The organism is Paenibacillus sp. SYP-B3998 (assembly GCF_010820665.1).
Classification (GTDB): Bacteria; Bacillota; Bacilli; order Paenibacillales; family NBRC-103111; genus Paenibacillus_E.
Genome location: NZ_JAAIKC010000004.1, coordinates 223120 through 236813 on the forward strand (window position 1 = coordinate 223120; position 13694 = coordinate 236813).

The 13694-nt window shown below is 30.5% G+C and carries 10 protein-coding genes; all 10 read left to right on the top strand.

Going from position 1 to position 13694, the window contains the following annotated elements; translation table 11 throughout:
• Window positions 1-38: 38 nt before the first annotated feature.
• The 10 genes from GK047_RS13770 (at window position 39) to GK047_RS13815 (ending at window position 13649) form a co-directional block, all read left to right on the top strand.
• Complete coding sequence (locus GK047_RS13770) at window positions 39-1424, top strand: ABC transporter ATP-binding protein (RefSeq protein ID WP_163947347.1); 1386 nt, start codon at window positions 39-41, stop codon at window positions 1422-1424.
• A 19-nt stretch (window positions 1425-1443) separates the two neighbouring features.
• Entirely contained in the window at window positions 1444-3636 is a 2193-nt protein-coding gene (locus GK047_RS13775; protein ID WP_163947350.1) for a polysaccharide pyruvyl transferase family protein, read from the top strand.
• 34 nt (window positions 3637-3670) lie between these two features.
• Window positions 3671-5467 (top strand): glycosyltransferase, encoded by a 1797-nt coding sequence (locus tag GK047_RS13780; RefSeq protein WP_163947353.1) that lies wholly within the window; start codon window positions 3671-3673, stop codon window positions 5465-5467.
• A gap of 63 nt (window positions 5468-5530) precedes the next feature.
• Window positions 5531-6703, top strand: coding sequence for a glycosyltransferase family 4 protein (locus GK047_RS13785; protein ID WP_163947356.1), 1173 nt, complete (start codon window positions 5531-5533; stop codon window positions 6701-6703).
• Between the two features lie 14 nt (window positions 6704-6717).
• On the top strand, window positions 6718-8925 hold the full coding sequence (locus GK047_RS13790; protein ID WP_163947359.1) for a glycosyltransferase: 2208 nt from the start codon (window positions 6718-6720) through the stop codon (window positions 8923-8925).
• Window positions 8926-8942: 17 nt separating this feature from the next.
• Entirely contained in the window at window positions 8943-10772 is a 1830-nt protein-coding gene (locus tag GK047_RS13795) for a hypothetical protein (protein ID WP_163947362.1), read from the top strand.
• Window positions 10773-10831: 59 nt separating this feature from the next.
• Entirely contained in the window at window positions 10832-11182 is a 351-nt protein-coding gene (locus tag GK047_RS13800; RefSeq protein WP_346010338.1) for an EamA family transporter, read from the top strand.
• 21 nt (window positions 11183-11203) lie between these two features.
• Entirely contained in the window at window positions 11204-12103 is a 900-nt protein-coding gene (locus GK047_RS13805) for a decaprenyl-phosphate phosphoribosyltransferase (protein ID WP_163947364.1), read from the top strand.
• A gap of 12 nt (window positions 12104-12115) precedes the next feature.
• A complete protein-coding gene (locus GK047_RS13810) occupies window positions 12116-12529 on the top strand; it encodes a divergent PAP2 family protein (RefSeq protein ID WP_163947367.1) in 414 nt (137 codons plus the stop codon).
• A 79-nt stretch (window positions 12530-12608) separates the two neighbouring features.
• The gene (locus tag GK047_RS13815; protein ID WP_163947370.1) at window positions 12609-13649 is read left to right on the top strand and encodes an acyltransferase family protein; all 1041 of its coding nucleotides are present in this window, start codon (window positions 12609-12611) and stop codon (window positions 13647-13649) included.
• Window positions 13650-13694 lie beyond the last annotated feature (45 nt).

Genomic DNA, 13694 nt, shown 5'->3' on the forward strand with positions numbered 1-13694 from the left:
TTTAGCTTAGAAATTTCTATATCGGGAGATTAACTATAATGAATGATATCGCGATTAAAATTGAACAAGTGTCAAAGATTTACAAACTTTATGATAAACCTATTGATCGTGTTAACGAATCGTTAAGTCTGTTTCAAAAGAAAAAAAAACATCGAGAATTCTTCGCGGTTAACAATGTTTCGTTCGAGATCAAAAAAGGTGAAACGGTAGGTATAGTTGGTAAAAACGGCTCTGGAAAATCTACTCTATTGAAAATAATTACAGGTGTACTAACACCTTCAAGCGGTAATGTGCATATTAACGGGAAGATATCTGCTCTGTTAGAGCTCGGGGCTGGATTTAACCCTGAATATACCGGTATGCAAAACATATATTTAAATGCATCAATGATGGGCTTGACAAAAGAGGAAATTGTGAAGAAAATACCATTTATTATTGAATTTGCCGATATTGGGCAGCATATAGATCAACCGGTAAAAACTTATTCAAGTGGAATGTTCGTTAGATTAGCGTTTGCCGTTGCTATTAATGTTGATCCTGAAATATTGATTGTTGACGAGGCACTGGCTGTGGGCGACGATTTGTTCCAAAAAAAATGTTTCTCTAAAATCGAATCATTTAAGAAGAGTGGTAAAACAGTCCTATTTGTTTCTCATTCAGGAAGTTTAGTTGTAGAGCTATGTGATAAAGCAATATTAATGGATGCTGGTGAAAAACTGCTTATGGGGCCTAGTAATACGGTGGTAAATTTATATCAAAAACTTTTGTTTACTCCTAAGGACAAGATGGATTTTGTCAAAGGACAAATCGAGAAAATTGACGTCATTGGATTCAACAAGTACAAATCATTTGATACCGAGAAAACCAAAGGTGTTGTTATAGATAAAGGTGAGATTAGTCTGGATTCCGAGAATCTTGTGGATACCAATTATGAGGAGTATTTGGATGAAGGTCTAATCCCAACTGATCCAGTTTTGTACGAAACTAATGGGGCAAAAATATTCGATTATAAAATTTCCAATTATAAAGGTGAAGATGTAAACGTTCTGAGGTTCGGAAGAAAATATATATTAAGCTATAAAGTTAAGTTCTATGAAAATTGTCAAAATGTTCGTTTTGGGATGATTATTAAAACCAAAACGGGTATAGAGATCAGTGGCGCAGCGACTGCAAGACCTGGTGAAGGTATAGAAATGGTAGTGGCAGATAAAGTGTTAACTGTAGAATTTGAGTTTACCCCCAAATTAGCAGCAGGTGTTTATTTTTTAAGATGTGGTGTAGTTGGCATTGAGCAAGACAATGAAGTGTTTCTGGATAGACAAGTTGATGCAGTTGCATTTAGGATGCTAGATCAACAAAAATCGCTTATGAATTCATTAGTCGATTTTGATATTACATCAAATATATATGAAATGAGAGAATAGGTAAGGAGGTTTGAAATCTATGAAAAATTTGTTGAAATCTATTTTGCCACATGGAATAGTAGAATTATATAGAGAGTATTATGACAATAAAGTGGAACATGATATACAAGTAATAAATTTTCAAGTAAATAATTATTGTAATTCCAGATGTGTTATGTGTGATATTTGGCGAAAAAATGATCAAGAAAATATTAGCACTGAACAATTTAGGGTGGTATTACAAGATGCCCTATTTAAGAACGTACAGCATATAGGTATTACTGGAGGAGAGCCGACTCTAACAAAAAATCTGTTAGATTATTTTCAAGTTGCTATTGAAACTTTACCGAAAGTAACAGGATTAAGTCTGATCACTAATGCACTGATACCCCATCAAATCAAAACGACTATAAAAAATATTTCGAATATATGTAAATCAAATGACAAAAGCTTTTCCGTTATGGTATCTCTTGACGGTATCAACGAAATTCATGATTTAAATAGAGGTAGGAAAGGGAACTTTGATAAAGCAGTAGACATCATAAATTGGCTTAAAGAGGAGAGCATTTCTTTTAGTACTGGTACAACCATAACCAAATTAAATGTTTGGAACATGGATCAATTATTAAACTTCCTGAGAAATAACAATATTTATGGTAGATTTCGAATTGGTGAATTTATTAATAGACTTTATAATAATACTGAGGAACATACTAAAATTATTAGAAATTTTAATGAAGATGAAATATATCAATTAATGCTCTTCTTCAGTAAATTGGAGTACAATTTTGAAACGGATGAAACCGTGAAAAATACGTATAGAAGCATCAAACATATGCTACAAGGAGGACACAGACTTATAGAATGTCCTTATAAAAAACGTAACGCCATTAATCTGGATAGTCATGGCGGTTTAGCCTACTGTGCACCAAAATCTAAGATTATTGGAAATATGCTTGAAGTTTCTGGTAGACATTTATATGCGAAAAATATAAAGGTATTGCATGAAATTGAAAAAAAGGATTGCATGAATTGCATTCATGATTATCACTCTGATGCAACTGATGAATTGAAGAACATGTTGGAAGCGGAGAAACGTTACAGGGATTTAATAAAAGTATCTTCTTACAATCAATTAAAAGGGAAATTTAGTGTTGCATATTCTAAAAAACCTTCAAATAAATATAAAATTTTTGTTGTTGGTTGGTATGGAACAGAAACAGTAGGTGACAAGGCTATTTTAGGTGGTATTTTAGATTTCTATTTTGAGAAATATGGGATGGAAAACATAGAAGTTTTTATTAGCTCTTTATATCCTTTTATTACAAAGAGAACTATTGATGAACTAAATGTTACTGCCACAGTTGTCCCTGTGTATAGTGAATTTTTTTACCAAGAGGCATCTAGCGTCAATGAAATTATTGTTGGCGGAGGACCTTTAATGGAATTAGAAGAACTAGCATTAATTGCATGGGCATTTAATTTGGCGAAAAAAAATGAGAATACGACAACGATTTTCGGATCTGGTATTGGCCCATTATATAGCGATGAGAAAAAAAGTATCGTACAAGAAATTTTATCTTTAGCCGATCATATTTACTTAAGAGATGATAAATCATCCAAACTAGCCATAGAAATGACTGGACGTGAAGATGTTAATAATATTGGCGATCCAGCTATTAATTATATAAACAAGATGAAGAACATGATAGCTCCAAATAAAATGAATGATAAGCTATCATGTTATCTTAGAGAATTGACAAGCGAGTACTTTGGTCATTTGAATTATGAAGAATATATAACTTTTAAAGATAAATTTGAAGAAGCTTTAGCAAAAAATATTATTTACCTTTCTAATAAAACAGGAATGAAGCCACATTTTTATGCGATGCATAATTTTGTGATTGGTAATGATGATAGAGACTTTAACTATAATTTTGTAGCTAAATATTTTGCAGACAGCTCTGTTTTTATTGAGGATAAACTTTCAAATGTTGAGAATATTGTTGAATCAATGAAATCTTCGAAACTCAATGTATGTATGAGATTTCATTCTGTGGTATTTGCAAATACATTAGATACAGATTTTCTAGCTGTTGATTACACTTCTGGAGGGAAAATTAATTCGTACTTGGTTGAGAGAAACAAAGCTAACCAAATGATTGAAATGATTAATATCATTCAAGATGAAACAGTATTATATAGAACAATGATGGTAAATAATTTGTTTTAATTCATAAGATTCGCAATAGAAGGGTGGTGTCTTCATGAAGATAGCTCTTTTAAATACATTTGACAATGGTGGAGCAGGCAAAGCGGCATTAAGATTAAATAAAGGACTTAATTCCATAGGTGAGAATAGTCAAATGTTTGTGAAATGGAAGAATATTGATGATGAAACCATTACTCAGATTCTGTCTAGAGAAATTAATAATAAATTGTTTGACGAACTTTCAATGAAGTATTTTATCAAAAATATTAAAAAAGGAAATACAATTTCATCTTTAATGTATCCTAGTGTTGGCTTTGACTATTTAAATTTATTTCAGAGTTATGATGTCGTAAACTTACATTGGATCCCATCATTTATATCCATTGAAGCTATCGTTCAGTTAGATAGGATGCAGAAGCCTATTATTTGGACTTTACATGATGAAAATCCCTATACAGGTGGGTGTCATTACACTCATGGCTGTGAAAAGTTTAAGATTAACTGCTCTAACTGTCCTCAATTGGTTACTAATCCATCTAATATTACAAAACATATTTTAGAGTCAAAAATAAAGTATCTTCCTAAGAATATAACTATTGTCACTCCTAGCATTTGGTTAGCAGAAACTGCAAAAGAAAGCGCTTTGTTTAAAAATCATCGAGTTGAAGTGATTGCTAATTCTTTGGAGACCGATATCTATAAACCATATAAAAAATCACAATTAAAAAGAGATCTTGGATTATCAGAAAATTCGAAAGTCCTTTTATTTGGGGCTGAAGATTTGAATGAAAATAGGAAAGGTTTAAGTTATTTATTAGATTCTATTAACTATATGAAACAAAACAATAAAATCAATAAATTATTGCTTGATAATGAACTTCACGTACTGACATTTGGGAAACCATCACCGATTTTAGATAGCATGGATATACCATATAAATCCTTAGGATATATAAATAATGATGAGAGATTAGCTGAAATATATTCAGTTGCTGATATTCTTGCTCTTCCATCACTAGAGGATAATTTACCAAATATGATGTTAGAAAGCTTATCATGTGGTACTCCTGTTGTTGCTTTTAATACTGGTGGAATTAAAGATGTGATAGTAGAGGGATACAACGGATTTTTGTGTGAAGTAGGAGATAGTGTTAGTTTTGCAAATAAAATAATAAATGTTTTATTCAGTGATATATCGTTTTCGGAGAATTGTCGAGAGTATGCTGAAGAATTTTTTGCTTTAAATATACAAGCAAACAAATATAAAGCGTTATTTGAGGATTTAATAAATAATAAAACTAATTATTTTAGTTCAGGCAATGTTCCGCGGCTTGTACCTGAGATATCAGAGCCATTAATGGATTGGATTTGTGATATCAGCCTTGATATTGAAAATCAAATAAATAAATTTGAAAAAGATAATATAGCAATGAAAAATGGAATAGAGGAGTTAATAAAAGAAAGAGATACAGTTTTGGCTCAAAGTGAAAGACTAAAAGAAGAAAGAAATCACATAATAATTGAGAGAGAAAATATAAAGTCAGAAAGAGATTCTTTAGTAGAGAATACTGAAAAGATATTACATGAGATAGATATCCTAATTGCTGAAAAAGAAAACTTAAAACAAGAAAGAGATATATTGTTAGCTGATAGCGAATATTTAAGGCAAGAAAGAGATAGTGTAGTGCTTGAGAGGGAACATTTAAAGCAAGAAAAGGATAGGGTGGTAGCGGAAAGAGAAAGCATAAGGAGAGAACTGGGAAATATATCAGAGGAATTGCATCAAGCTTATGGATCAAGGTCATGGAAATTTACAAAACCGCTACGTTTCTTAGGACGTAAATTAAAATAATTATGAATATTGTTCTATAAAAAACAAAGTGAAAAATGTCATGTATAAAATGGGGAAATGAAAATGAAAAATAAAGTATTATTAATTTATCCTCATAACTTCTTAGAGCGCAATATGGGGACTAATAATCGAGTTTATGAAATTGCAAAATTTTTAAAGAGTAGCAATTTTTCTATTGATTTATTTTCTTGCAAAAACTTTGTAAGCACAACTTTTGATGAATTTGACAAATATAATGAAGAAGATATCATTGATAAATTATATTTGTATGATTTTACGTATACTCAAAATTTTACAAGAAAAGACAAGATCAAAAGTAAGCTTTTACAGATGCTTTCAAAATTGCTTAAATTAGATACACCATTAAAAACATTAGATAATTGGGTTACACCTACAATGCAAATGCAATACAATGAAATATTAATGAAAAATGAATATGATTTTATTGTTATGTTTTATGTTTATACTGGTGAATTATTAAGAACAGCTGATTCGAAATTTAAGAAAATATATTTTATGGAAGACTTACTATCAGTAGGACATTATATTTCGGGCTTATCTGATGAAATTGGAGGTCCATTAAATTGCGAAATCGATAGATTGAAGCAATTTGACGATATAATTTGTATTTCATATGATGAAAAGATTTTTTTTGAAAAAATATTAAGAAATAAAAATCTACATTACCTACCACATTTAATTAATGAAAAAAATAATGGTATTGATACATCTCAAAAAACTATTGACTTATTATTTATAGGATACGATAATTTCTATAATATTGAAGGAATGCAATGGTTCTTCAAAAATGTATATCCACAGCTTAATTCTAATATTAATATAACTATTGTAGGTAAAGTTGTGGAGCATATTGACTTGAATTATGAAAATGTTACCAAAGTGGGATATATTAAAGATTTAGATGAAATTTATAGTAAAACAAAAATTTCGATATGTCCTTTGTTGAATGGCACAGGTATGAAAGTAAAAGTAATAGAAGCTATGAGTTATGGCATTCCTGTGGTTTGCACTTCACGAGGAGTCGATGGATTTCCAGATAAAACAAGAAATGGATGTATAGTTTCAGATAATCCTGCTCATTTTGCTAATTTGATTAATCAATTATTTAGTGATAGTGTATTTTACCAAAGCAAATCAAAGGAAATTATGCAATATTTTAAAGAAAATCTTTCAATGACGCAGAATATATCTAAATTAAAGGATGTTTTTAAATAAAGGGGTAGAAATTTATGAAAATAGGATATATAGATCACTCTTTTCATCAAAAGACTTTATCATCCCAGTTTTTTGTTGATATTTTGAAAAAAAATGGTCTTGAAGTTGAATATATTTGGGATTATTCGTGGAAAGGTGGCAAACCAGTTAATTTGGAGGAGCTAGTCGGGACTTACGATGCGTTCGTCTTTCATCAACTATCAGCCGTAGCTTCAAGACCTTACTATAAACTCCCGGTAAATATAACTTATTTGCCAATGCTTGACAATTTTGGGAATGATCAACTGTTTCATTTCAATCGCCATTATTGGAAACATTATGCTGGAGTTAAGATATTGTGTTTTTCCAAAGCGTTGAATAGTGCTATTTTGAGTCATGGATTAGCTAGTAAATATGTAAAATATTTCCCGGATCCCTCTAAGTTTATATATACAGAAAATGAAGATGACTTGAGAGGATTTTTTTGGCAGAGAGCACCAGAACAGATTAACTGGGAGATCATAAAAAAATTAGTACAAAAGGCTGATTTTTCTTCTATGCATATTCATACTGCGGTTGATCCAGGACTTCAACCATATCATCCATCTGTCAATGATATCAGAGATTTTAAAATTAGCACATCAGAATGGTTTCCAGAAAGAAAAGACTTGTATAAGATTATTGCCGCTAATCAAGTATATTTTACGCCGCGTCCATCTGAAGGGATAGGTATGTCATTTCTTGAGGCAATGGCGATGGGGAAATGTGTGGTGTCGCCAGATTATGGTACCATGAATGAATATATCATTCATGGTATTAATGGTTTATTGTACAATCTTAATGATCCGAAGCCACTTGATTTTAAAAATGTAAAAGAAATATCTAAACTTGCACGTAAAAGTGTTGAAATAGGTTATGAGCAATGGCTTGAAAAAGAACAAGAGATAATTAATTTTATTGTTGAACCACCAAACAAAGTCTACTCGGTATATTACCCAAATGGTTACAATTATGATGATATTGCTCAAGTAAATACTATTAATGAAAATCAACAGCTAGAGTACAGTGATATAAATAAAGTTTCATCTATCCAAAGAATGAAGAGATATGTAGCAAGTAGTAAAGCCGCGCCATTTCTAAGACCAGTTTGGAGATTGATGAAAGAGACCTTTTTAACCGTCAATAAAACTGAAAAAGTTGATGTGAATGTTGAAATTACGAGAGAAACTTTATCAACAACATGCAACATAAGTAATCAATCTATTGATTTTCCACTTGGAGGAATATGCGGTAAGTTTTCTAGATCGGAAACTGATAAAAATAAGATTATTTGTGAAGGCGGAATTAGATTAAAAGGGGAATACAAAAAAACGATTGCTAATAAACCACTTGTTACGATAATTACGGTTGTTCGTAATAGAGCGAAAAAACTCGAAAGAGCTATGCTGTCTGTTTTCAATCAAACATATGATAATGTTGAATATATCATTGTGGATGGTGGAAGTACTGATGAGACAGTTGATATTATTAAAAGATATGAAAATGGAATAGATTATTACGTTTCAGAGCCAGATAAAGGTATCTATAATGCTATTAACAAAGGTTTATCATTTGCATCAGGCGACTATATTGGAATATTAAATTCTGATGATTGGTATACATCAGATGCAATAGAATTATCAGTAAAACAGCTAACTGAGGAGGATGCAGATTATTCTGGAGCAGAAGAATACGTCATCAATGAAGATGGAAGTATTGTAGGCATTTATGAACTCAAACCATTTAGCAACATTGCCCTTTGGGCACAGAATCCATGTAATCATGGAACTATGTTTATAAGTAGAAAGGCCTACGAAGCAATTGGATTATATGATGAGAATTATCGTATAGCAGCTGATTACAAGATGCAACTTTTACTTGTGACTAATACAGATTTAAAATCTTGTACAGTAAAAAAGCCTATTCATTATTATGAAGTTGCTGGTCTCTCAAGTGTTGAAAGAGATAAGACACTAGGTGAGGTAAAGGAGATATTAAAGTTTTATCATAAGAATCTTACTGATAAACATCTAGATTCATTAATTGATTTTATGCATGATTTCAAAATGAATGAAAGCATAATTAATGATTTAGAAGAAATATTAAACATGCCTGATTATTCAATGGAACAAAGACGATATTTGTTGAATCGAATGATTACTTACGGCTATAAGGAAAAACTGGATCTAATATCGAAAATTTGAATTTGTGAGGATAGACAATGAAGAAGACGACTAGCCCATCCCCAACCAAAAAAATAGTTCTAATTTGCTTTATCGTATTTTCGCTATTATTAGTTATCTTAGCTTTGGTTCATAAACCACATAGATATGGAGATGGTTGGGAATATTATGGTATGACTATATCTTTTTCGAATCATCTTACTCCCGAATTAAAAGCACAAGATATCATAGATAGGAAAAATTTAGCGATAAAATACAATATTGAACCAGATGTCGTGGAGCAAATAAAATACTCAGGCTATTTTAAAGATCTAAATGGAAGCTATTATTCCTATCATTTTTGGTTTTACTCGTTATTGTGTACTCCAAGCTATGTCGTACTGAAATTATTAAATATGAATGTATTTAAAGCATTTCAACTAACTAATATATTGATGTTTATCATGATGTTGGGTTGGATTTTATATCGGAATTCATTTTCAGGCAAACAAAAGCTATGGCTTATTGTTGTAAGCATCATAAATCCTATCTGCTTATATTTAGTCTGGAGTCACACAGAGGCATTTAGCTATGTATTTTTATTTATAGGATTGATCGAATTATATAAGGGAAAGCAGAGATCCTCAATAATCTTTATCGCAATTGCATCTTTACAAAATCCCGCAATTGCCTTGATACCAATCGGAATAATTGCTTCCCATTTTTTAAAAGAAAAAAAGCTGGATTTAAAATTATTTAATTTATGCTTGTTATCCAGTATTGTTCTTATTCCCTATATATTTTATTATATTCACTATAAAAAATTTAGCTTGATCACATCTGTGGGAGCTGCTTCACTACATGATATTTCTATCAATAAAATATTAAGTCTTTTCTTTGATTTGAATTTTGGAATGATTATTTTTATTCCCTTGTTAGTCTGTGCAATGATTTGGAGTATATTGAAGAGGGATAAGAAGGCACTAATATGGGGATTGTGCCTTTTTCTTATAGCGGCTGTTTGCTCTACCCAAAATAATTGGAATCCTGGGATGATGTATATAAATCGGTATACAGTATGGATGATTCCAATTGTAGTAATGACAACATTGCATTTTTTCACCGAACAAAACAAAAAGAGGTTTATTGTATATTTAAGCTTATTTATCATTACAACAGGAACAGTGATGATAAATTGTGTGCTGAAATATGATGAATCAGCTTATTTGAGATTTAGCCCTTTGGCTAAATATGTTATTTCCGCAGCACCGTTTATATATAATCCTCCTGCTGAAATTTTTGTAGAAAGAGCGCTAGGAGCCGAAGTTAATTTGAAAACAAAAGATATTCCATATGTGGTTCTTGCAAATGAAGCTGAGACACGTAAGGCTTATATTAACAAAGGATTAGGACTCGAAGGCTATTTAAATGGCAAATTTAATTTAACGTTTTCTAATAGCATTTACATATTAAAAGAAATGAATATAAATCAAGATATATTTACTGAAAATCAATTTGGTGGTTTCATTAATGGATGGTATGATCTTGAACAAAGTCAGGATACTAAAGCTAAGTGGAGATGGTCCAGTAATAAGTCAGAAATTGTGTTTAATTCAAATAATAATAACGTTAAAGACTTTCAAATGAATATAGAGGCTTTTCTGAAGGAAAGAGATTGTATTATCTTCATTAATGAGAATAAGGTATATGATGGCCAAATTGGAACCCAAACACAACAAATCAACTTCACAGGGTTAGTTAAAGAAGGATTAAACAAATTGAGAATTACTTCTTCAGTATCTAGCACTGTTCCGAAGGATATAAAGGAGCTTAAAAGTAATGATTCTAGACCATTAAGTTTTATGATATCATCTGTATCTGTAAAATAAGTAAAAGCATATCAAGATCAATATTTTTCACAAAAAATAATATCATTTTAGAGGTGAAAGTGAACTATTTATTGATAATTATTTCAATTATTTTAAGTTCTTTTGGACAATTAGCAATGAAAAATGGTGCTAATGAAATTAGTTTACAAGATGGAGCAATAAAATTATTTATCCAATTTACAACCAATTTATCAATTTTATCGGGCTTGCTAATGTACGGATTATCAACAATTGTTTGGATTGTTGCCCTTTCTAGAATACAATTATCTATTGCTTATCCGCTAGTATCACTAAGCTACATTATTGTTGTAATATTATCCTATTTTATTTTTAATGAACCTTTAAGTTTGCAAAAAATTTTGGGATTAGTATTTATTATTATTGGTGTTATTTTTATTGCAAGGTCCTAAAAAGAAGGGAAACAAAAGAGGATGAGTCGAATTATAGAATATCCAAATTCTAAGAAAGTAAATGTTATATCCTTAATGTTTAAACAAATGCGGCCAAAGCAATGGACCAAAAATATTTTAATCTATGCTGCTTTGGTATTTTCTATAGATACAATAGAGTCTAAGATGATTTGGCAATCAACTATAGGTTTTATTTTATTTTGCTTGATCTCATCTTGTGTGTATATTTTAAATGACTATCTAGATATTGAAGCAGATCGGAATCATCCTATAAAAAAAAGTAGACCAATGGCTTCAGGACTATTGAATCCTAATTTAGCTATAAGTGTAGGTGTTATTTTACTTATAAGTTCGATTACAATTGCTTTTATTAGTAATCTTATATTTGGTGTTATTCTGATAATATATTTTTTATTGAATGTTTCTTACAGTATAAGCCTAAAACATGTTGTAATTATTGACGTGATGATTATTGCAACGGGCTTTGTTCTCAGAGCATTAGGTGGGGGCGTTATTATTAATGTTGGGATAACTCCATGGTTTTTGATATGCACTATGCTTATTTCTCTATTTTTAGCTATTAGTAAGAGAAGGCATGAGTTTATTTTATCACTAGAAAAGAATTCATCACATAGAAAGGTTTTACAATTCTATAATTTGAGTTTATTAGACCAAATGAATAGTATAGTTACGACTGCAACAATCATAAGTTATTCTCTCTTTACTTTCACATCTGGAAGAAGTATTAATTTAATGTGGACAATTCCTTTGGTGGTTTATGGAATATTTAGGTATATTTATTTATTACATGTTGAAGGCAAGGGAGGAAGTCCGGATAAGTTACTTTTTGAAGATAAGCATATCCTCATTACAGTTTTTCTCTATGGTTTATTGGTTATGATTATATTAAAATATTTTTGATAAGGAGTCGCTATGTTATATATCATTGCTCCATTTCTAGGTTGGTTTATATCAGGTTGCATGAAATTCGCTATCAATTATATTAAATATGGAAGTGAAGCAAAAAGGATGATTGGCAATGGTGGTTTTCCTAGTACTCATACTACAATTATAACCACTACTGTCATTTTGATTGGATGGAGAGAAGGCTTTACAAGTGCAATTTTTGGTTTGGGAATTGCTGTTTTATATATTGTAATTATAGATGCAACAGGGTTAAGAAGAGCTGTTGGGAAGCAGGCAATAGCTATTAATAAGTTATGTTCTGATAATAATCTTCGCGAAAGCATGGGACATACCCGTATAGAAATTTTGGGTGGGCTTATTTTGGGTGGTTTATTAGGTACACTTTTGTGGTTATGGAGTTATTTAATCGGTTTAAGTTAAAAGGCTAGCTAATATTCAATGTTTAAGAAATTTGTAAGTTGAAATTGGAATCAGTAATTTTGAAAGGAAGATTTTGCGAATGAGAGATCGTCAATTGGACCTGATTCGTGGTGGAATCATGATATGGATTATGCTGGTGCATTGTCTGTATTGGATGGGGCTTTTTGCCTCTGAAAATGTGATAATATCATTTTTTTTAATTGAAATGCCTATTATATTTTTTATTACTGGAGCCAGTAATTCATTGGCTAAGCCCAAAACTTTAGTACATTTTTATATATCAAGATTTAAGCGCATTATTTTGCCATATTGGATATATTCATGTATTGCTATTGTTCTAATTGCTTCAGCCAGTATTTTTTTTAAACAAGAAAATCATCTGGTCATTTTGGATTGGTTTTTTCCACATAGTTATGGTCTTTGGAGTAATTGGCCTTACATAGCATGGCATTTATGGTTTATACCTGTATATATCATGATAATAGCTCTGTATCCTTTTCTTAAAAGAATTTACGACTATTTACCATCCTATACTAAATTTCTTCCTCTAGTTCTAGCTATTATTATATTATTTTGTTTTATTGATAATAAACCATATAGTATTTATGTAAAGTATTTATTGGTGTATGGCTTTTTTACTTATTTAGGCCTATTTTACCCTGATTTTAAAGAACAAAAAAATTTAAAGTATACAGCAGGAGTAATTGGAATAATATCATTTGTTATATGTTTTTTACTGGTTAAAAGTCCAGATTATCCGCTTAATATGCAGTATAATAAATTCCCACCAAACTCACTTTTTCTATTTTATAATTTAATGATGCTATGTTTCCTATATATTGGTGGGAAATATATTTTGAAATTACTTTCACTTAGTAAAATAAAAAGAATTTTAGATATATATTCTTCATTAGGCTATACCATTTATTTGTATCATCCATTTTCTTTTGTTGTGTTATCAGTATTGCTTAATTTGTTTAAGTTAAACGACATCGCAAAGCAACATTCCGTTATAGCTCTTTGCTGCTATTTCTTGTTTGTAGTATTGTTTAATATATTAATTGCAAAATTTTTTGGTTCAATAGAGAAGATGGATTATAAGTTAAGCAAATTGAAGTAATTAAGCATTGAGCTGGTTTGGCAATTGGATTGTAATTTTTAGTGT

Bases quoted from the DNA above. Each gene is read 5' to 3' on its own strand.
- GK047_RS13770 (WP_163947347.1), top strand. From the start codon at position 39: ATGAATGATATCGCGATTAAAATTGAACAAGTGTCAAAGATTTACAAA.
- GK047_RS13775 (WP_163947350.1), top strand. From the start codon at position 1,444: ATGAAAAATTTGTTGAAATCTATTTTGCCACATGGAATAGTAGAATTA.
- GK047_RS13780 (WP_163947353.1), top strand. From the start codon at position 3,671: ATGAAGATAGCTCTTTTAAATACATTTGACAATGGTGGAGCAGGCAAA.
- GK047_RS13785 (WP_163947356.1), top strand. From the start codon at position 5,531: ATGAAAAATAAAGTATTATTAATTTATCCTCATAACTTCTTAGAGCGC.
- GK047_RS13790 (WP_163947359.1), top strand. From the start codon at position 6,718: ATGAAAATAGGATATATAGATCACTCTTTTCATCAAAAGACTTTATCA.
- GK047_RS13795 (WP_163947362.1), top strand. From the start codon at position 8,943: ATGAAGAAGACGACTAGCCCATCCCCAACCAAAAAAATAGTTCTAATT.
- GK047_RS13805 (WP_163947364.1), top strand. From the start codon at position 11,204: ATGAGTCGAATTATAGAATATCCAAATTCTAAGAAAGTAAATGTTATA.
- GK047_RS13810 (WP_163947367.1), top strand. From the start codon at position 12,116: ATGTTATATATCATTGCTCCATTTCTAGGTTGGTTTATATCAGGTTGC.
- GK047_RS13815 (WP_163947370.1), top strand. From the start codon at position 12,609: ATGAGAGATCGTCAATTGGACCTGATTCGTGGTGGAATCATGATATGG.